The organism is Streptomyces sp. NPDC005866 (assembly GCF_040629895.1).
Classification (GTDB): Bacteria; Actinomycetota; Actinomycetes; order Streptomycetales; family Streptomycetaceae; genus Streptomyces.
This window is the reverse complement of sequence record NZ_JBEXWP010000007.1, coordinates 1-20,201: the sequence shown is the minus strand read 5'-3', so window position 1 is coordinate 20,201 and position 20,201 is coordinate 1. Positions and strand designations below refer to the sequence as shown.

The 20,201-nt window shown below is 70.6% G+C and carries 18 protein-coding genes; 16 read left to right on the top strand and 2 right to left on the bottom strand.

Annotation, left to right across the window (positions count from 1 at the left end; all coding sequences use genetic code 11):
• Window positions 1–56 precede the first annotated feature (56 nt).
• Window positions 57–623 (top strand): HIT domain-containing protein, encoded by a 567-nt coding sequence (locus tag ABZ396_RS12480; protein ID WP_358925765.1) that lies wholly within the window; start codon window positions 57–59, stop codon window positions 621–623.
• A 28-nt stretch (window positions 624–651) separates the two neighbouring features.
• Here the strand turns inward: ABZ396_RS12480 and ABZ396_RS12475 are convergent, their stop codons facing one another.
• Window positions 652–2,295, bottom strand: a complete 1,644-nt coding sequence (locus tag ABZ396_RS12475) for a hypothetical protein (protein WP_358925763.1) — start codon at window positions 2,293–2,295, stop codon at window positions 652–654.
• 162 nt (window positions 2,296–2,457) lie between these two features.
• Window positions 2,458–4,656, bottom strand: coding sequence for an elongation factor G-like protein EF-G2 (locus tag ABZ396_RS12470; RefSeq protein WP_358925761.1), 2,199 nt, complete (start codon window positions 4,654–4,656; stop codon window positions 2,458–2,460).
• Between the two features lie 280 nt (window positions 4,657–4,936).
• On the opposite strand from ABZ396_RS12470, the gene pgsA reads away from it, so the two are divergent.
• The 15 genes from pgsA to ABZ396_RS12395 all read left to right on the top strand — a co-directional run bounded on the left by pgsA (window position 4,937) and on the right by ABZ396_RS12395 (window position 20,151).
• On the top strand, window positions 4,937–5,614 hold the full coding sequence (gene pgsA, locus ABZ396_RS12465) for a phosphatidylinositol phosphate synthase (protein WP_358925759.1): 678 nt from the start codon (window positions 4,937–4,939) through the stop codon (window positions 5,612–5,614).
• Window positions 5,611–6,519 (top strand): phosphatidylinositol mannoside acyltransferase, encoded by a 909-nt coding sequence (locus ABZ396_RS12460; RefSeq protein WP_358925757.1) that lies wholly within the window; start codon window positions 5,611–5,613, stop codon window positions 6,517–6,519. Before pgsA ends, ABZ396_RS12460 begins: the two co-directional genes overlap by 4 nt.
• The gene (locus tag ABZ396_RS12455) at window positions 6,516–7,676 is read left to right on the top strand and encodes a glycosyltransferase family 4 protein (RefSeq protein ID WP_358925755.1); all 1,161 of its coding nucleotides are present in this window, start codon (window positions 6,516–6,518) and stop codon (window positions 7,674–7,676) included. The genes ABZ396_RS12460 and ABZ396_RS12455 overlap by 4 nt, the downstream gene beginning before the upstream one ends.
• 40 nt (window positions 7,677–7,716) lie before the next feature.
• Window positions 7,717–8,280: a hypothetical protein gene (locus tag ABZ396_RS12450; protein WP_358925753.1), complete on the top strand. Its 564-nt coding sequence runs from the start codon at window positions 7,717–7,719 to the stop codon at window positions 8,278–8,280.
• Window positions 8,281–8,407: 127 nt separating this feature from the next.
• On the top strand, window positions 8,408–9,313 hold the full coding sequence (gene pdxS, locus ABZ396_RS12445) for a pyridoxal 5'-phosphate synthase lyase subunit PdxS (protein WP_358925751.1): 906 nt from the start codon (window positions 8,408–8,410) through the stop codon (window positions 9,311–9,313).
• Window positions 9,313–9,915: a pyridoxal 5'-phosphate synthase glutaminase subunit PdxT gene (gene pdxT, locus ABZ396_RS12440; RefSeq protein ID WP_358925749.1), complete on the top strand. Its 603-nt coding sequence runs from the start codon at window positions 9,313–9,315 to the stop codon at window positions 9,913–9,915. The genes pdxS and pdxT overlap by 1 nt, the downstream gene beginning before the upstream one ends.
• 52 nt (window positions 9,916–9,967) lie before the next feature.
• Window positions 9,968–10,720: a YebC/PmpR family DNA-binding transcriptional regulator gene (locus ABZ396_RS12435; protein ID WP_358925747.1), complete on the top strand. Its 753-nt coding sequence runs from the start codon at window positions 9,968–9,970 to the stop codon at window positions 10,718–10,720.
• A gap of 116 nt (window positions 10,721–10,836) precedes the next feature.
• Complete coding sequence (ruvC, locus tag ABZ396_RS12430) at window positions 10,837–11,376, top strand: crossover junction endodeoxyribonuclease RuvC (RefSeq protein WP_358925745.1); 540 nt, start codon at window positions 10,837–10,839, stop codon at window positions 11,374–11,376.
• Window positions 11,373–11,978: a Holliday junction branch migration protein RuvA gene (gene ruvA, locus ABZ396_RS12425; RefSeq protein ID WP_358925743.1), complete on the top strand. Its 606-nt coding sequence runs from the start codon at window positions 11,373–11,375 to the stop codon at window positions 11,976–11,978. Before ruvC ends, ruvA begins: the two co-directional genes overlap by 4 nt.
• A gap of 27 nt (window positions 11,979–12,005) precedes the next feature.
• Complete coding sequence (ruvB, locus tag ABZ396_RS12420) at window positions 12,006–13,079, top strand: Holliday junction branch migration DNA helicase RuvB (protein WP_359184505.1); 1,074 nt, start codon at window positions 12,006–12,008, stop codon at window positions 13,077–13,079.
• Window positions 13,080–13,305: 226 nt separating this feature from the next.
• Window positions 13,306–13,833 carry a preprotein translocase subunit YajC gene (gene yajC / locus ABZ396_RS12415; protein ID WP_358927046.1) on the top strand — a complete coding sequence of 176 codons (528 nt, stop codon included), beginning with the start codon at window positions 13,306–13,308 and terminating at the stop codon, window positions 13,831–13,833.
• Between the two features lie 141 nt (window positions 13,834–13,974).
• Window positions 13,975–15,750, top strand: coding sequence for a protein translocase subunit SecD (gene secD / locus ABZ396_RS12410; RefSeq protein ID WP_358927047.1), 1,776 nt, complete (start codon window positions 13,975–13,977; stop codon window positions 15,748–15,750).
• A gap of 3 nt (window positions 15,751–15,753) precedes the next feature.
• Window positions 15,754–16,860, top strand: coding sequence for a protein translocase subunit SecF (gene secF, locus ABZ396_RS12405; RefSeq protein WP_358927048.1), 1,107 nt, complete (start codon window positions 15,754–15,756; stop codon window positions 16,858–16,860).
• Complete coding sequence (locus tag ABZ396_RS12400; RefSeq protein WP_358927049.1) at window positions 16,857–17,396, top strand: adenine phosphoribosyltransferase; 540 nt, start codon at window positions 16,857–16,859, stop codon at window positions 17,394–17,396. The genes secF and ABZ396_RS12400 overlap by 4 nt, the downstream gene beginning before the upstream one ends.
• Window positions 17,397–17,622: 226 nt before the next feature.
• Window positions 17,623–20,151: a bifunctional (p)ppGpp synthetase/guanosine-3',5'-bis(diphosphate) 3'-pyrophosphohydrolase gene (locus tag ABZ396_RS12395; RefSeq protein WP_358927050.1), complete on the top strand. Its 2,529-nt coding sequence runs from the start codon at window positions 17,623–17,625 to the stop codon at window positions 20,149–20,151.
• The last annotated feature ends 50 nt before the right edge of the window (window positions 20,152–20,201 follow it).

The following is a 20,201-nucleotide window of genomic DNA, read 5'->3' as shown; positions in this document are numbered from 1 at the left end:
CGCCGCCGAGCGGTTCGCCCTGGCCCCGGCGACACGCCGCGAACGGGCGAAGCAATATGCTGCCTAGCATGACGAGTGAGCCGGAGCAGCAGATCGGAGTGGGGACGCAGGACGCGTTCCAGCGCCTGTGGACACCCCATCGGATGGCCTACATCCAGGGCGAGAACAAGCCCACCGGCCCGGGGGCCGACGACGGCTGTCCCTTCTGCTCGATCCCGGCCAAGTCCGACGAGGACGGGCTGATCGTCCGGCGCGGCGAGTACGTCTACGCGGTGCTCAACCTCTACCCGTACAACGGCGGCCATCTGATGACGGTCCCGTACCGCCATGTCGCCGACTACACGGACCTGACCGCCCCGGAGACGGCCGAACTGGCCGAGCTGACCAAGCAGGCGATGACCGCGCTGCGTACGGCCTCGGGCGCGCACGGCTTCAACATCGGCATGAACCAGGGCTCGGTGGCGGGCGCGGGTATCGCGGCACACCTGCACCAGCACGTCGTGCCGCGCTGGGGCGGCGACACGAACTTCATGCCGGTGGTGGGCCACACACGGGTGCTGCCGCAACTGCTGGCGGACACGCGGAAGATGCTGGCGGAGGCCTGGCCGGCGGCGCAGGCCTGACGGCTCCGCCCCCCTGAAAGAGGAGGGGTTACGCGTCGTACCTGTCCGCCTTCTTCGGTGACGCCTCCTGGACCGACCCGCTGAGCGCTCCCGCCCGCGAGCTGAACTTGTCGATGTCGACGTCGTGTTCCTTGAGCACGCTGAGCGCGGCCCGGTGCACCGCACGGAGTATCGGCGTGGCCGCGCGCAGCGCGTCGTCGGCCATGAAGCGGTGATCCCAGGGCTGGTCGGCCCAGGCGTGCCGCAGACCGAACGGCTCGGGCAGGCCTATGGAACCACCGAGCCACTTCAGCAGCGGCGGGTACCAGCTGACCGTGGCACGGGCGGCGAGACGGACCACCTCGTCGGCGGTGACCAGCGGCAGCTTGACCTTCCGGGTCTCCCAGAACCGCACGGTCTTGGCGACCGTCTTGGTGGGGGCCTCGGGCTTGCCGCTGAACAGGCCGTTGACCGGGCCCAGGGCATGTCCGGTGACCTCGATGCGGAGGGTCTCCTTCAGCACGGTCACCGTGACCAACATCGTGATGATCAGGTCGCCGTTCCACAGGTACGGCCACTGCACGCCCAGATAGTGCCGTTCGCCCTTGTCGAACTGCTTGTTGTTGCAGATGTCCTCGACGGCCTTGGGCCCCACCTGGTAGTCGGTCCCCTCGGGCCTGGACACCGCCTTGGCGCCCTCTGCGACATGGGTGACGATCCAGTGCCTGACCTGTGGCTCCGGGAAGCCGCCGGTCTTCAGGTGCTGCCGGTGCAGCACACTCAGCTCCTTCTCGATCTCCCGGATGACCGTCCAGGCCCGGAACGCGTGGACGCCCTTGACCGGATCGACGGGGACCAGCTCCTCCGCGAGGTGCCAGGAGCCCCAGCGGGTGCCCATGCCGAGTATGCCCTTGGGGCCGGCGTAGAAGACCGAGTTGGACTGCTGCTCGGCGCTGAGCCGGGCCAGCGACTGGCGCAGCTGCTCGGCCGCGGCCTGGTCGGGGCTGGTCGGCACCGCCTCGGGGACCTTCGCGCCGACGCTGCCACCGGAGAGCAGAGCGCCCCAGGCCTCGCGCAGGTCCTGCGCGGTCCTCTCGCAGAGCCGCTTGGCCAGGTACCAGCCGACGACGGGGAGCACGACGCAGCCGCGCGCGTACCACCCCCAGAAGCCGGTGAGCGGCATCCGGATCAGGAAGATCACCGCGAGGACACCGACGGCGGCCAGCAAGGCGCTGCCGAGCCCGGAGACCCGCTTGTTGTCCGCCTTCAGCATGCCGGCCCGCAGCTGGAAGACGAGCAGCCAGACCAGCAGACCGGGCAGGAACAGCACACCGCACAGGAACATGACGGCGCTCAGCCGCCGGTCACGCTCCCGGCGGATGCGGTTGGCCGCGAGGCAGTGCTCGACGACCACCTGGGGTTCGCTGCCGAAGGACTGGATGAGCGGCTTGCGGTCGACGCCCAGCATGCGGTCGATGACCGCCTGGGAGTACGCCTCACCGAAGTTGGGCCGAAAGATCTTCGCCCAGCTGCGGCCCTGGTTGACCGTGGACTGGTGCCACTCGTTGTCGGCCTTCTTGATGTCGTCCATCGGGCTGTCCCGATAGGCCGCCGAGGCCAGGGCATAGGTCGGGGCCTGCGCCTCGCCGCCCGGCCTGGGCACCTGTGGCCCGAAGAAGTCCTCGAAGCTCATTCCCGCCCCCACTTGCCGCCGTCCCGCTTCTGCGGCCTTCCCGACTTCCGTCCTCCGCACACCTGTTGATCAAGTACTCAGGGTATCCCCGGCCACCGGCAAACCGTCGGCGGACGGCCGAAGCCGCCCGCCGAACACCCTTGTTGTCGACTATGAGACCAACTAAGAGGCTTCCTTGGCCTGTTCGCGAATCTTCTCGGCGATCTGCGGCGGCATCGGCTCGTGGCGTGCGTACGAGCGGCTGAAACGGGCCGTGCCGTGCGAGAGGGAGCGCAGGTCGACCGCGTACCGGCCGATCTCGAACTCGGGCACCTCGGCCTTGATCAGCGTGCGCCCGCCGTAGGTCTGCTCGGTGCCGAGGACCCGGCCGCGCCGCCCGGACAGGTCGCTCATCACCGCGCCCACGTAGTCGTCGCCGACCAGCACGGACACCTCGGCCACCGGCTCCAGCAGGTGGATCTTCGCGTCCGCCGCGGCCTCCCGCAGCGCCAGAGCGCCCGCCGTCTGGAAGGCCGCGTCGGAGGAGTCCACCGAGTGCGCCTTGCCGTCGAGGAGGGTGACGCGCACGTCGACGAGCGGGTAGCCGGCCGCGACCCCCTTGGCGGCCTGGGCCCTTATGCCCTTCTCGACGGACGGGATGAACTGCCGGGGCACGGCGCCGCCGACCACCTTGTCGACGAACTCGATGCCGGAGCCGCCGGGCAGCGGGTCCACCTCGATCTCGCAGATCGCGAACTGGCCGTGCCCACCGGACTGCTTGACGTGCCGGCCGCGCCCGGTGGACCTGCCCGCGAACGTCTCGCGCAGGGACACCCGGTGCGGTACGACGTCGACCTGGACGCCGTACCGGCTGCGCAGCCGCTCCAGGGCGACGTCCGCGTGTGCCTCGCCGAGGCACCACAGCACCACCTGGTGGGTGTTCTGGTTCTGTTCGAGCCGCATGGTCGGGTCCTCGGCGACCAGCCGGGACAGGCCCTGCGAGAGCTTGTCCTCGTCCGCCTTGCTGTGTGCCTGGATGGCGAGCGGAAGCAGCGGGTCGGGCATCTCCCACGGCTCCATGAGCAGCGGGTCGTCCTTGCCGGAGAGCGTGTCCCCGGTCTCCGCGCGGCCGAGCTTCGCCACGCACGCGAGGTCACCGGCGATGACATGGGTGACCGGGCGCTGCTGCTTGCCGAACGGCGTGGACAGGGCGCCGATACGCTCGTCGACGTCGTGATCCTCGTGGCCGCGGTCGGCGAGGCCGTGACCGGAGACATGGACCGTCTCGTCGGGGCGCAGGGTGCCGGAGAAGACCCGGACCAGCGAGACCCGGCCGACATACGGGTCGGATGCGGTCTTCACCACCTCGGCGACCAGCGGACCGCCCGTGTCGCACGGCTTGATGTCGCGCGGCTCGCCGTCGATGGTGGTGACCCCCGGCGTCGGGTGCTCGAAGGGGGTCGGGAACCCGCCCGTGACCAGTTCCAGCAGCTCCACCGTGCCCAGCCCCTGGCGGGCGCCGTCGGCGGCCGGGGCGGCGGCCAGGACGGGGAAGAACACCCCGCGCGCCACGGCCCGCTCCAGGTCCTGGATCAGCGTCTTGAGGTCGATCTGCTCGCCGCCCAGATAGCGGTCCATGAGCGTCTCGTCCTCGCTCTCCGAGATGATCCCCTCGATCAGCCGGTTACGGGCCTCATCGATGTCCGGCAGCTGGTCGGGCCCCGGCTCGGACTCCTTGCGCTCCCCGGCGGAGTAGTCGAACAGCTTCTGCGTGAGCAGCCCGACCAGCCCGGTCACGGGCGCGTGCCCGTCCGGGCCCTGCGGGCCGCGCAGCGGCAGGTACAGGGGGAGTACGGCATCGGGGTCGTCGGCGCCGAACGCCTCGGCGCACACCCGGGTCATCTCCTCGAAGTCCGCGCGGGCGGACTCCAGGTGCGTGATGACGATCGCGCGCGGCATTCCCACGGCCGCGCACTCCTCCCACGCCATCCGGGTCGAACCGTCCACCCCGTCCGACGCCGAGACAACGAAAAGGGCCGCGTCCGCCGCGCGCAGACCGGCCCTCAGCTCTCCGACGAAGTCGGCGTATCCCGGGGTGTCCAGGATATTGATCTTGATTCCGTCCCAGTCGACCGGTACCAGCGACAGCTGGACGGAGCGCTGCTGCCGGTGCTCGATGTCGTCGTAGTCCGAGACCGTGCCGCCGTCCTCCACCCGGCCCGCCCGGTTCACCGCTCCCGCGGTCAGCGCGAGAGCCTCCACCAATGTGGTCTTGCCCGATCCGGAGTGGCCGACCAGCACCACATTCCGTACGGACGCGGGGTGGTCGGCCGCTGTAGCCCTGCCGGCGGCTCCGGGGTGTTCCTTGACCTTGTCGCCCATGGCCTTGCCTCCCGTGCACGGTGAGGTCTGTGTGGGCGCGGGCGAGCAAGCCGGGCCGCGTGCGGCGGCGGCTCCGATGACGCCCGCGGTTATTCGAGCTTTCCACTCCCGTCACGGTGCGTCCATACGAAGGACGTGATCGCGCCCGCGAGCCTTTCCGGGCACCGTCACCCGTTCCGTCTGCGAGTGCCCACCCGTCGCGCACAAGCGCGCGTGGCTACGATGGGCCAGCCGGGGTGGCCAGCAGGGGCCGCACGGCGCAACAACCGTCGGGAAGGCCATGCTGAACAAGTACGCGCGTGCATTCTTCACGCGTGTCCTCACACCGTTCGCCGCGTTTCTCATCCGCCGGGGCGTGAGCCCGGACACCGTCACGCTCCTCGGCACGGCCGGAGTGGTCGCGGGCGCGCTGGTCTTCTTCCCCCGGGGCGAGTTCTTCTGGGGCACGATCGTGATCACACTGTTCGTGTTCTCGGACCTGGTCGACGGCAACATGGCCCGCCAGCTGGGCCGCACCAGCCGCTGGGGCGCCTTCCTGGACTCCACCCTGGACCGGGTCGCCGACGGCGCCATCTTCGGCGGCTTCGCCCTCTGGTACGCGGGCAACGGGAACAACGACGTCCTGTGCGCCGTCTCCATCTTCTGCCTGGCCAGCGGTCAGGTGGTGTCGTACACCAAGGCACGCGGTGAGTCGATCGGCCTGCCGGTTGCCGTCAACGGTCTCGTCGAACGCGCCGAGCGTCTGGTGATCTCACTGGTGGCGGCCGGTCTGGCCGGCTTCCACAAGTTCGGTGTGCCGGGCATCCAGATCCTGCTCCCGATCGCCCTGTGGATCGTGGCCGTGGGCAGCCTCGTCACGCTGGTCCAGCGGGTCGTGACCGTCCGCCGTGAGTCCGCCGAGGCGGAGGCGGCGGCCGAGCGGGAGAGCGCCTCCCACGGCAGCGAGGCCGCGAAGTGACCGCCGCCGACCGGCTCACCGACGGTCTGTACGGGCTCGGCTGGAGCACCGTCAAGAAGCTCCCCGAGCCGGTCGCCGTGCGCCTCGGCAACTCCATCGCGGACCTCGCCTGGCGGCAGCGCGGCAAGGGCGTCCAGCGGCTCGAATCGAACTACGCGCGCGTGCTGCCCGACGCGAGCCCGGAGCGGCTGCGCGAGCTGTCACGCGCGGGCCTGCGCTCGTACCTGCGCTACTGGATGGAGTCCTTCCGGCTCCCGGCCTGGAGCGAGGACCGGATCCGGTCCGGCGTCGACATAAAGGACGTCCACCACCTCACCGACGGCCTCGCCTCCGGCAAGGGCGTGATCGTCGCGCTGCCGCACCTCGCCAACTGGGACCTCGCCGGCGCCTGGGCCACCACCGAGCTGAAGACCCCGTTCACCACGGTCGCCGAGCGCCTCAAGCCCGAGACGCTCTACGACCGTTTCGTCGCCTACCGCGAGGGCCTCGGCATGGAGGTCCTGCCGCACAGCGGCGGTTCCGCCTTCGGTACCCTCGCCCGCCGGCTGCGCGACGGCGGCCTGGTCTGCCTGGTCGCCGACCGCGACCTGTCCGCCTCCGGCGTCGAGGTCGACTTCTTCGGCGACACCGCACGCATGCCCGCAGGACCGGCCCTCCTGGCCCAGCAGACCGGTGCGCACCTGCTCCCCGTGACCCTCTGGTACGACGGCACTCCCGTCATGAAGGGCCGGGTGCACGCTCCGATCGACGTGCCCGAGACAGGTGACCGGGCGTCGAAGACGTCTGTCATGACACAGGCGCTGGCCGATGCCTTCGCCACCGGGATCGCCGACCATCCGGAGGACTGGCACATGCTCCAGCGGCTGTGGCTCGCCGACCTCGACCCCGCGAAGGGACCCTCGTGAGGATCGGCATCGTCTGCCCGTACTCCTGGGACGTGCCGGGTGGCGTCCAGTTCCACATCCGCGACCTCGCCGAGTACTTCATCCGCCTCGGCCACGACGTCTCCGTGCTGGCCCCCGCCGACGACGACACCCCGCTGCCGCCGTACGTCGTCTCGGCCGGACGCGCCGTCCCGGTGCCGTACAACGGCTCGGTGGCCCGCCTCAACTTCGGCTTCCTGTCCGCCGCGCGGGTGCGGCGCTGGCTCCACGACGGCGCCTTCGACGTGGTCCACATCCACGAGCCGGCCTCGCCCTCCCTCGGCCTGCTGACCTGCTGGGCGGCCCAGGGCCCGATGGTCGCGACCTTCCACACCTCCAACCCGCGCTCCCGCGCGATGATCGCCGCCTACTCGATCCTGCAGGCGGCCCTGGAGAAGATCAGCGCCCGGATCGCGGTCAGCGAGTACGCCCGCCGCACGCTGGTCGAGCACCTCGGCGGGGACGCGGTGGTCATCCCCAACGGCGTCGAGGTCGACTTCTTCGCCAAGGCCGAGCCGCGCCCCGAGTGGCAGGGCGACACGATCGGCTTCATCGGCCGGATCGATGAGCCCCGCAAGGGCCTCCCGGTGCTGATGAAGGCCTTCCCCAAGATCCTCGCCGCCCGCCCGCAGAGCAGGCTCCTGGTGGCGGGCCGCGGCGACGAGGAGGCCGCCGTCGAGTCGCTCCCCGCCGAACTGCGCCCCCGCGTCGAGTTTCTCGGCATGATCAGCGACGAGGACAAGGCCCGCTTCCTGCGCAGCCTCGACCTGTACGTCGCGCCCAACACGGGGGGCGAGAGCTTCGGGATCATCCTCGTCGAGGCGCTCTCCGCCGGGGCCCCCGTCCTCGCCTCCGACCTCGACGCCTTCACCCAGGTCCTGGACCAGGGGGCGGCGGGCGAACTCTTCCCCAACGAGGACGCCGACGAACTGGCCGAGGCGGCCGTACGGCTCCTTGCGGACCCGGAGCGCCGGGCCGCGCTGAGCGGACGCGGCAGTGCGCATGTGCGCCGCTTCGACTGGTCGACGGTGGGCGCGGACATCCTGTCGGTGTACGAGACGGTGACGGCGGGCGCGGCCGCGGTGGCGGCGGACGAACGGCCGGGACTGCGGGCGCGGTTCGGGCTGGCGCGGGACTGAGTTCCCCGGGCGTGCCGACGGGCCGCTACCGTGTGCGCCCGTGACCGCAACCCTCATCTGGTCCCTTTGGATCCTCGCTGCCCTCGTCGCGACCGGCCTCTATCTGAGCTGGACCGCGGGGCGGCTCGACCGGCTGCACGCGCGCATCGACGCCGCCCGCGCCGCCCTCGACGCCCAGTTGCTGCGACGCGCCTCCGTCGCCCAGGAGCTGGCCACCTCCGGGGTGCTGGACCCCGCGGCGTCGATCGTGCTGTACGAGGCCGCGCACGCCGCCCGGCAGGCCGAGGAGGACCAGCGGGAGGTCGCCGAGAGTGACCTGAGCCAGGCCCTGCGGGCGGTCTTCGAGCATCCGCAGCAGGTCGAGGAGGTCCGCGAGGCCCCCGGTGGCGAGGCCGCCACCCGCGAGCTGGCCGAGGCCGTGCGCCGGGTGCCGATGGCCCGGCGCTTCCACAACGACGCCGTCGGCGCGGCCCGCCGGCTGCGCGAGCACCGCAAGGTCCGCTGGTTCCGGCTGGCCGGATACGCCCCCTTCCCGATGGCCTTCGAGATGGACGACGAGCCGCCCGCCGCACTGGTGGACCGGGGCACCGGACCCACCGCCTGAGCCCCGCCAGGGCGACCCCGGCAGGACAAAAGGATCCACCGGGTTGCCATTGGCCCTTGCTGTGGACTGGTCCACTGACGTTTCCTCGGTGTTTGCAGAAACCCTCTTTCACCCAGTGAGGTCACCCGTGTCCACCGTTGACAACCAGGCCCCCGAGACCGGCACCGCCCGCGTGAAGCGCGGCATGGCCGAGCAGCTCAAGGGCGGCGTGATCATGGACGTCGTCACCCCGGAGCAGGCGAAGATCGCCGAGGACGCGGGCGCCGTCGCCGTCATGGCCCTTGAGCGGGTCCCGGCCGACATCCGCAAGGACGGCGGGGTGGCCCGGATGTCCGACCCGGACATGATCGAGGGCATCATCGACGCCGTCTCCATCCCGGTCATGGCCAAGTCCCGGATCGGCCACTTCGTCGAGGCCCAGGTCCTGCAGTCGCTCGGCGTCGACTACATCGACGAGTCCGAGGTCCTCACCCCGGCCGACGAGGTCAACCACTCCGACAAGTGGGCCTTCACCACCCCCTTCGTCTGCGGTGCCACCAACCTCGGTGAGGCCCTTCGCCGGATCGCCGAGGGCGCGGCCATGATCCGCTCCAAGGGCGAGGCCGGCACCGGCAACGTCGTCGAGGCCGTCCGCCACCTGCGCCAGATCAAGGGCGAGATCGCCAAGCTGCGCGGCTGCGACAACAACGAGCTGTACGCCGCCGCCAAGGAGCTGCGCGCCCCGTACGAGATCGTCAAGGAGGTCGCCGAACTGGGCAAGCTCCCGGTAGTCCTCTTCTCCGCCGGTGGTGTGGCCACCCCGGCCGACGCGGCCCTGATGCGCCAGCTCGGTGCCGAGGGCGTCTTCGTCGGCTCCGGCATCTTCAAGTCCGGCGACCCGGCCAAGCGCGCCGCCGCCATCGTGAAGGCCACCACCTTCTACGACGACCCGAAGATCATCGCCGACGCGTCCCGCAACCTCGGCGAGGCCATGGTGGGCATCAACTGCGACACCCTCCCGGAGACCGAGCGCTACGCGAACCGGGGCTGGTGATGACCACTCCCGTGGTCGGAGTGCTCGCACTCCAGGGCGACGTACGGGAGCACCTCGTGGCCCTCGCCGCGGCGGACGCCGTGGCCAGGCCGGTCAGGCGCCCCGAAGAACTCGCCGAGGTGGACGGTCTGGTCATCCCCGGCGGCGAGTCCACCACCATCTCCAAGCTGGCCGTCCTGTTCGGCGTGATGGAGCCCCTCCGCGCGCGCGTGCGGGCCGGAATGCCCGTCTACGGCACCTGCGCGGGCATGATCATGCTCGCCGACAAGATCCTCGACCCGCGCTCGGGGCAGGAGACGATCGGCGGCATCGACATGATCGTGCGCCGCAACGCCTTCGGCCGGCAGAACGAGTCGTTCGAGGCGGCGGTCGACGTGCGCGGGATTGACGGCGATCCTGTAGAAGGCGTGTTCATCCGCGCCCCCTGGGTCGAGTCGGTAGGCGCCGCGGCCGAGGTGCTCGCCGAGCACGACGGCCACATCGTCGCGGTCCGCCAGGGCAACGCGCTCGCCACGTCGTTCCACCCGGAACTGACCGGCGACCACCGTGTGCACTGCCTGTTCGTCGACATGATGCACGCGAACCGGGCGACGGAGTCCTAGTAGGATCTCTGGCGTTCGTTGCAGAGATGGGTTACGCGAAGGAGACAGGCAGATGTCCGGCCACTCTAAATGGGCCACGACGAAGCACAAGAAGGCCGTGATCGACGCCAAACGCGGCAAGCTCTTCGCGAAGCTGATCAAGAACATCGAGGTCGCGGCGCGCATGGGTGGCGTGGATGTCGAAGGCAACCCGACGCTCTACGACGCCGTCCAGAAGGCCAAGAAGCAGTCGGTCCCGAACAAGAACATCGACTCCGCGATCAAGCGCGGCGGTGGCCTTGAGGCCGGCGGTGCCGACTACGAGACGATCATGTACGAGGGCTACGGCCCGAACGGCGTCGCGGTGCTCATCGAGTGCCTCACCGACAACCGCAACCGCGCCGCCTCCGACGTCCGTGTCGCCATGACCCGCAACGGCGGCAACATGGCCGACCCGGGGTCGGTGTCGTACCTCTTCAACCGCAAGGGCGTCGTGATCGTACCCAAGGGCGAGCTGTCCGAGGACGACGTCCTGGGCGCCGTCCTGGACGCGGGCGCCGAGGAGGTCAACGACCTCGGCGAGAACTTCGAGGTGCTCAGCGAGGCCACCGACCTGGTCGCGGTCCGCACCGCCCTCCAGGAGGCCGGGATCGACTACGACTCCGCCGAGGCCAACTTCGTCCCGACCATGCAGGTCGAACTGGACGAGGAGGGCGCCAAGAAGATCTTCAGGCTGATCGACGCGCTCGAGGACAGCGACGACGTGCAGAACGTCTTCGCCAACTTCGACGTCAGCGACGAGGTCATGGAGAAGGTCGACGCGTAACGCTGCCGCGGGCCGAGCGGTTTCGGCGGGCCGGTGGGACACGTCCCACCGGCCCGCCCGTGTTGTCGGTGGCAGCGGATAGCCTGCACAAACAGGCTGACGATGGGAGGGGCCCGGTGCGTGTACTCGGGGTGGACCCGGGACTGACCCGATGCGGTGTCGGGGTCGTCGAGGGGGTCGCCGGGCGGCCGCTGACCATGATCGGCGTCGGAGTCGTCCGCACGCCCGTGGACGCCGAACTGGGCCGTCGCCTCGTCGCCATCGAGCAGGGCATCGAGCAGTGGCTGGACGAGCACCGGCCCGAATGCGTCGCCGTGGAGCGGGTGTTCAGCCAGCACAACGTCCGGACCGTGATGGGCACCGCCCAGGCCAGCGCCGTCGCCATGCTGTGCGCCGCCCGCCGGGGCCTCCCGGTCGCCCTGCACACCCCCAGCGAGGTCAAGGCCGCCGTCACCGGCTCCGGGCGCGCCGACAAGGCCCAGGTCGGCGCCATGGTCACCCGGCTGCTCAGGCTGAGCGCCCCGCCCAAGCCGGCCGACGCCGCCGACGCCCTCGCGCTCGCCATCTGCCACATCTGGCGCGCCCCCGCCCAGAACCGACTCCAGCAGGCCGTAGCCCTGCACGCAGCCAACGCAACGAAAGGCCGTACGGCATGATCGCCTTCGTCAGCGGCCCGGTCGCCGCCCTCGCCCCGGACTCCGCGGTCGTCGAGGTGGGCGGGATCGGCATCGCCGTCCAGTGCACGCCGGGCACCCTGTCCGGGCTGCGGATGGGCCAGCGGACCAAGCTCGCCACCTCCCTGGTCGTCCGGGAGGACTCGCTCACGCTGTACGGCTTCGCCGACGACGACGAGCGCCAGACCTTCGAGCTGCTGCAGACGGCGAGCGGAGTCGGCCCCCGGCTCGCCCAGGCGATGCTTGCGGTGCACAGCCCCGACGCCCTGCGCCGGGCCGTCGCCACCGGCGACGAGAAGACCCTCACCGCCGTCCCCGGCATCGGCAAGAAGGGCGCCCAGAAGCTGCTCCTCGAGCTGAGGGACCGGCTCGGCGAGCCGATCGGCGCCCCCGCGGTCGGCGCGCCGGTCAGCCAGGGCTGGCGCGACCAACTGCACACCGCCCTGATCGGCCTCGGCTACGCGACCCGGGAGGCCGAGGAGGCCGTCACCGCCGTCGCCCCGCAGGCCGAGGCCGCCGGGGGCACGCCCCAGGTCGGGCACCTGCTCAAGGCGGCCCTGCAGACCCTCAACCGCGCCCGCTGACCCCACCACCGCTGAGGCACATCACTTATGAACTGGGACGACACCACCGACACCGGCGCCGACGCGGAGCGGCTGGTGGGCGCTGTCGCCGACCGTGAGGACCAGGCCGTCGAGGCCGCCCTGCGCCCCAAGGACCTCGGCGAGTTCATCGGCCAGGAGAAGGTCCGCGAGCAGCTCGACCTGGTGCTGCGCGCCGCACGCGCGCGGGGCGCCACCGCCGACCATGTGCTGCTCTCCGGCGCGCCCGGCCTGGGCAAGACCACCCTCTCCATGATCATCGCGGCGGAGATGGGCGCGCCGATCCGCATCACCTCGGGCCCCGCCATCCAGCACGCCGGCGACCTGGCCGCGATCCTCTCCTCCCTCCAGGAGGGCGAGGTCCTCTTCCTCGACGAGATCCACCGCATGTCCCGGCCCGCCGAGGAGATGCTGTACATGGCGATGGAGGACTTCCGGGTCGACGTGATCGTCGGCAAGGGCCCGGGCGCCACCGCCATCCCCCTCGAACTGCCTCCGTTCACCCTGGTCGGCGCCACCACGCGGGCGGGCCTGCTGCCACCGCCACTCCGGGACCGCTTCGGCTTCACCGCGCACATGGAGTTCTACGAGCCGCGGGAACTGGAGCGGGTGGTGCACCGCTCGGCGAACCTGCTGGACGTCGAGATCGACGCCGAAGGCGCCGCCGAGATCGCCGGCCGCTCGCGCGGCACGCCCCGCATCGCCAACCGGCTGCTGCGCCGCGTCCGCGACTACGCGCAGGTCAAGGCCGACGGGCTGATCACCCGCGAGATCGCGCACGCCGCGCTGGCCGTCTACGAGGTGGACGAGCGCGGCCTCGACCGCCTCGACCGCGCGGTCCTGGAGGCCCTGCTCAAGCTCTTCGGCGGCGGCCCGGTCGGCCTGTCCACCCTCGCCGTCGCGGTGGGGGAGGAGCGCGAGACCGTCGAGGAGGTCGCCGAGCCCTTCCTGGTCCGCGAGGGACTGCTCGCCCGCACGCCACGCGGCCGGGTCGCCACCCCCGCCGCCTGGGCCCACCTGGGCCTGACGGCCCCGCGCGGCGCGGCGGGCGGAACCGGCCAGCAGGACCTGTTCGGCACGTGACACCGGCGCCCCGCCGCCCGCCCCGTGGGCCCCGTGCCCAGACGTGATCTCTTCGTGACGGCGGGGCATTGGCGGGCGCAGGAACCCAGGTGCCATGCTGAGCGTTGTTGCATGCGCGCGGACTCGCTTAGACTCCGCCGATGCTGCCCTTGCGGGCGGCGCCGCCCACACACCCCCATCATCCAGGCCGCTCACCGCCGCGGCTGCGCGAAGGAAATTCCGTCCCGTGAATACCTTGCCTCTTCTCTTCTTCATCGTCCTTATCGCGGCCATGTTCCTGATGACGCGTTCCAACAGGAAGCGCCAGCAGCAGGCCAAGCAGATGCGGAACGAGTTGCAGCCCGGCAGTGGCGTCCGCACCATCGGAGGCATGTACGCGACGGTCAAGGAGGTCCACGAGGACACGGTCCTCCTCGACGCCGGCCCGGGCATCGACCTCCTCTTCGCGAAGAACGCGATCGGCGCCGTTCTCACCGACGACGAGTACAACCGCATCGTGCACGGCATCGAGCACGACCTGAAGTCCGACGCCGACATCGTCCCGGACGACGCCTCCGCCCTCACCGAGACCGACGACGAGCCCGCCGGCGCTGCCGCCGCCTCCGGCGACAAGGCCGTCGACCTCGGAAAGAAGGACGCGGCCGAGGAGAAGACCGAGGACACGGTGGAGGACAAGGCCGAGGAGGCGGAGCCCACCGAGGCGAAGGCCGACGAAGAGCCGAAGAAGACCGACGGCGACTCCGACGCGAAGTAGCCGTGCCCCGGGGAGCCCGGCGCGCCTCGTGCGTGCCGGCCGCACCCCGGGCGCGTCTGTTTCCCGGACGGGATCCCGACACCATGTCATGGCCGACCGCGCCGACCAGGCGCGCGGCGGCCCGAGAGGGAGTACGAGAAGGTGGCAGCACCTAAGAGGGGCCGGAGCGCGAGCGCCCAGAGCAAGCCAGGGCGCTCGCTGGCCCTCATCCTGATCGCCATCGCGGCGCTCACCGGAGGCATGTTCGCCTCCGGGCACACCACCCCGCGTCTCGGTATCGACCTTGCCGGCGGTACGAGCATCACGCTCAAGGCGAAGGCCGACCAGGGGTCCGCGATCAACAAGGCCAACATGGGCACCGCGGTCGACATCATGAACCGCCGTGTCAACGGCCTCGGTGTCTCCGAGGCGGAGGTGCAGACCCAGGGGACCGACAACATCATCGTCAACATCCCCAAGGGCACCAACTCCAAGGAAGCCCAGCAGCAGGTCGGCACCACCGCGAAGCTCTACTTCCGTCCGGTCCTGGCCAGCGCGGCCAGCGCCGGCGCCTCGCCGACCGCCTCCCCGAGCGCGTCCTCCAGCGGCTCCCCGAGCGCGAGCCCGTCGAGCAGCGCGTCGGCGTCCGAGAAGGCGACCTCCTCGTCCTCCGCCTCGCCGTCGTCGTCAGCCACCTCCCAGGGCCGCGCCGTCACGGACGCCCTGAAGGCCGGCTCCACGCCGTCCTCCTCGGCGTCCGCGGGCTCGTCGGCGAGCCCCTCCGCGTCCTCCTCGGCCTCCGCGAGCGCTTCCGCCGCGGCCTCGAAGCTGGAAGCCCAGTACACCGCGCTTGACTGCTCCAAGGCCGCCCAGCGCGCCACGGCCGGCAAGACCGCCAAGCCCACCGACGCGACCGTGGCCTGCGGTCAGATCTCAGGTGTCTGGTACAAGTACGTGCTCGGCCCGGCCGCCGTCGACGGCACCGAGGTCAAGAAGGCCCAGGCGGTCTTCGACACGCAGGGTGCCTCCGGCTGGCAGGTCCAGATGAACTTCAACTCCAGTGGAGCCAAGAAGTTCGCGGGCATCACCGCCGAGCTCGCCAAGAACCAGCAGCCGCAGAACGAGTTCGGCATCGTCCTTGACGGCGAGGTCGTCTCCAGCCCGTACGTGAGCCAGTCCATCACCGGCGGCCAGGCGGAGATCTCCGGCAGCTTCACCCAGGAAGAGGCGCAGAGCCTCGCCAACATGCTGTCCTACGGCGCCCTGCCGCTGTCCTTCCAGGAGGAGAGCGTCACCACCGTCACCGCCGCGCTCGGCGGTGACCAGCTGCACGCCGGTCTGCTCGCCGGAGCGATCGGCCTCGGGCTGGTCGTGATCTACCTGGTCGCCTACTACCGCGGCCTGTCGCTCGTCGCGATGGCCTCCCTGCTGGTCTCCGCCGCGCTCACCTACGTGCTCATGGCGCTGCTCGGCCCGGCCATCGGCTTCGCGCTGAACCTGCCCGCGGTCTGCGGTGCGATCGTGGCCATCGGTATCACCGCGGACTCGTTCATCGTGTACTTCGAACGCATCCGGGACGAGATCCGCGAGGGCCGCTCGCTGCGGCCCGCCGTCGAGCGGGCCTGGCCGCGCGCCCGGCGCACCATCCTGGTCTCCGACTTCGTGTCGTTCCTCGCCGCCGCGGTCCTCTTCATCGTCACCGTCGGCAAGGTCCAGGGCTTCGCGTTCACGCTCGGTCTGACCACCGTGCTCGACGTCGTCGTGGTCTTCTTCTTCACCAAGCCGCTGATGACCCTGCTCGCCCGCCGTAAGTTCTTCGCCGACGGCCACAAGTGGTCCGGCCTCGACCCGAAGGGCCTTGGCGCCAAACCGCCACTGCGCCGCACCCGCCGTACCGCCGGTCCCGCCGCCGGCCCTGTCGAGACGAAGGAGGCCTGAGCGATGTCGAAACTCGGTAACCTCGGCGCCCGACTGCACCGTGGCGAGATCAGCTACGACTTCGTCGGCCACCGCAAGATCTGGTACGGCGTCTCCATCCTGATCACCATCACGGCCATCCTCGGCCTGGCGGTCCGCGGCCTGAACATGGGCATCGAGTTCCAGGGCGGAGCGGTCTTCACGACGCCGAAGGGCATGAGCGTCTCCGTCGCCAAGACGGAGGAGTACGCCAAGGAGGCCTCCGGCCACGAGGCGGTCGTGCAGAAGCTCGGCAACGGCAGCATGCGCATCCAGATCGCCGGCATCGAGACCAACAAGTCCGACCAGATCAAGCAGACGCTGGCCAAGGACCTCAACCTCAACCCGGAGAAGCTCGCCGCCGACCTGGTCGGGCCCAGCTGGGGCCAGCAGATCGCCAACAAGGCCTGGGAGGGCCTGGCCATCTTCATGGTCCTCGTGGTGATCTACCTGGCGATCGCCTTCGAGTGGCGCATGGCCGTCGCGGCACTGGTCGCGCTGATCCACGACATCACCATCACGACCGGTATCTACGCCCTGGTCGGCTTCGAGGTCACGCCCGGCACGGTGATCGGTCTGCTGACCATCCTCGGTTACTCGCTCTACGACACGGTCGTCGTCTTCGACAGCCTCAAGGAGCAGACGAAGGACATCACCAAGCAGACCCGCTTCACCTACAGCGACATCGCCAACCGCTCGATCAACGGCACGCTGGTCCGGTCGATCAACACCACCGTGGTCGCGCTGCTGCCGGTCGCGGGCCTGCTGTTCATCGGCGGCGGCTTCCTCGGCGCGGGCACGCTGAACGACATCTCGCTGTCGCTGTTCGTCGGTCTCGCCGCCGGTGCCTACTCGTCGATCTTCATCGCCACGCCGCTCGTCACCGACCTCAAGGAGGCCGAGCCGCAGATGAAGGCCCTGCGGAAGCGCGTCCTCGCCAAGCGTGCCCAGGCCGCCGCCGAGGACGAGCTCGCCGAGGCCCGGGTCGGCTCCGACGACCCGCAGGACGCCGCCCCGGCCGTCGTCGGCCCGCGCAACCAGCCCGCGTCCCGCACCCGTGGCCGCGGCCGGCCCTCCGGGAAGCGCCGATGACCGACATCAAGGAGCTGCTGCTCAGCCGCATCCGGGACGTCGAGGACTACCCGGAGCCGGGCGTGATGTTCAAGGACATCACGCCGCTCCTGGCGGACCCGGCCGCGTTCACCGCGCTCACCGACGCCCTCGCCGAGATCGCCGAGCGCACCGGCGCCACCAAGGTCGTCGGCCTGGAGGCCCGGGGCTTCATCCTGGGCGCCCCGGTCGCCGTCCGGGCCGGCCTCGGCTTCATCCCGGTCCGCAAGGCGGGCAAGCTCCCCGGGGCGACCCTGCGCCAGGCCTACGACCTGGAGTACGGCTCGGCCGAGATCGAGGTGCATGCCGAGGACCTCGGTGAGGACGACCGGATCCTGATCGTCGACGACGTGCTCGCCACCGGCGGCACCGCCGAGGCCTCGGTCCAGCTGATCCGCCGCGCCGGCGCCGAGGTCGTGGGCGTCGCGGTCCTGATGGAGCTGGGCTTCCTCGGTGGCCGCGCCCGCCTGGAGCCGGCCCTGGGCGGAGCGCCACTGGAGGCCCTCCTCCAGGTCTGAGCGTCGTACAGCTGATCGAACGGCCGTCCTTCGGGGGCGGCCGTTCGCGTATGCCCAGGGCCCCCGCAATCCTCAGGACACCCCTGTGGAATCCCTGCGCAGCCTCCCGTGTTTCTCCCGTATAGGGTCCTCGGTTCGGCCTGCAGGCGATGACATGGCCCGGGATCGCTACCATGGGGTGTCCGGAGCCTGACCGGGGGACCCGGATCGCGCACGAGGAGCCCTCTTGCCAGACGAGGCCCAGCCACTGACCGCCGCCAAGCCCGAGCCCGCCTCGGCGCCCGCGGCCAAGCCCGCGCCGAACGTGTCGCAGACGAAGAACGACACCCGGGGGCCGGTCGAGCACGCCCAGTCCGCGCCCGCCGAGAAGTCGGCCGAGACCTCGCGCCCCAAACCGGCCCCGGCGGAGCCCCCCGCGACCCGCCCCAACAGCGGCCAGCCCGCGCGCACCGGCTCCTCCAACCGCGTCCGCGCCCGCCTCGCCCGCCTCGGCGTGCAGCGCGCGAACCCGTACAACCCGGTCCTGGAACCGCTACTGCGCATAGTCCGCAGCAACGACCCCAAGATCGAGAACGCCACGCTGCGCCAGATCGAGCGCGCCTACCAGGTCGCCGAGCGCTGGCACCGCGGCCAGAAGCGCAAGAGCGGCGACCCGTACATCACCCACCCGCTCGCGGTGACCACGATCCTCGCCGAGCTGGGCATGGACCCGGCCACCCTGATGGCGGGCCTGCTGCACGACACCGTCGAGGACACCGAGTACGGCCTGGAGGACCTGCGCCGCGACTTCGGCGAGGTCGTCGCGCTGCTCGTCGACGGCGTGACCAAGCTGGACAAGGTCAAGTTCGGCGAGGCCGCGCAGGCCGAGACGGTGCGCAAGATGGTCGTCGCCATGGCCAAGGACCCGCGCGTCCTGGTCATCAAGCTCGCCGACCGCCTGCACAACATGCGCACCATGCGCTACCTCAGGCGCGAGAAGCAGGAGAAGAAGGCGCGCGAGACCCTGGAGATCTACGCGCCGCTCGCCCACCGCCTGGGCATGAACACCATCAAATGGGAGCTGGAGGACCTCGCGTTCGCGATCCTCTACCCCAAGATGTACGACGAGATCGTCCGGCTGGTTGCCGAGCGGGCACCGAAGCGTGACGAGTATCTGGCCATAGTGACCGACGAGGTCCAGGCCGACCTGCGCGCCGCCCGTATCAAGGCGACCGTCACCGGCCGTCCGAAGCACTACTACAGCGTCTACCAGAAGATGATCGTCCGCGGCCGGGACTTCGCGGAGATCTACGACCTGGTGGGCATCCGCGTCCTGGTGGACACCGTCCGCGACTGCTACGCGGCCCTGGGCACCGTCCACGCGCGCTGGAACCCGGTTCCTGGGCGCTTCAAGGACTACATCGCGATGCCCAAGTTCAACATGTACCAGTCGCTGCACACCACGGTCATCGGCCCCAACGGCAAGCCCGTCGAACTCCAGATCCGGACGTTCGACATGCACCGCCGCGCCGAGTACGGCATCGCCGCGCACTGGAAGTACAAGCAGGAGGCCGTCGCCGGCGCCTCCAAGGTCCGCACCGACGTGCCGAAGTCGTCCGGCAAGGGCAAGGACGACCACCTCAACGACATGGCGTGGCTCAGGCAGCTGCTGGACTGGCAGAAGGAGACCGAGGACCCCAGCGAGTTCCTGGAGTCCCTGCGCTTCGACCTGTCCCGCAACGAGGTCTTCGTCTTCACGCCCAAGGGCGACGTCATAGCGCTCCCGGCCGGGGCCACCCCGGTCGACTTCGCGTACGCGGTCCACACCGAGGTCGGCCACCGCACCATAGGCGCGCGGGTCAACGGCCGCCTGGTCCCGCTCGAGTCCACCCTGGACAACGGCGACCTGGTGGAGGTGTTCACCTCCAAGGCACCCGGTGCCGGGCCCTCCCGCGACTGGCTGGGCTTCGTCAAGTCGCCGCGCGCCCGCAACAAGATCCGGGCCTGGTTCTCCAAGGAGCGCCGGGACGAGGCGATCGAACAGGGCAAGGACGCCATCGTCCGCGCGATGCGCAAGCAGAACCTGCCGATCCAGCGCATCCTCACCGGCGACTCGCTGGTCACCCTCGCCCACGAGATGCGCTACCCGGACATCTCCTCGCTCTACGCGGCGATCGGCGAGGGCCATGTCGCCGCGCAGAACGTCGTACAGAAGCTGGTGCAGGCGCTCGGCGGCGAGGAGGCGGCCACCGAGGAGATCGACGAGTCGGTCCCGCCGACCCGCGGCCGCCGCAGCAAGCGCCGCAGCAACCAGGACCCCGGTGTGGTCGTGAAGGGCGTCGACGACGTCTGGGTCAAACTGGCCCGCTGCTGTACGCCCGTACCAGGCGACCCGATCATCGGCTTCGTCACGCGCGGCAGCGGTGTGTCGGTGCACCGCAGCGACTGCGTCAACGTGGACTCACTGTCCCGCGAGCCCGAGCGCATCCTCGACGTCGAGTGGGCGCCCACCCAGTCCTCGGTCTTCCTGGTCGCCATCCAGGTCGAGGCCCTGGACCGCTCCCGGCTCCTGTCGGACGTCACCCGCGTCCTGTCCGACCAGCACGTCAACATCCTCTCCGCGGCCGTCCAGACCTCCCGCGACCGGGTGGCCACCTCCCGCTTCACCTTCGAGATGGGCGACCCCAAGCACCTGGGCCACGTCCTGAAGGCCGTACGCGGTGTGGAGGGCGTCTACGACGTCTACCGGGTCACGTCAGCACGCAGCCGGTCGTAGAAGCGGGCAGGGATACGACGAGAGGGGCCCGTACATGGCGTACGGGCCCC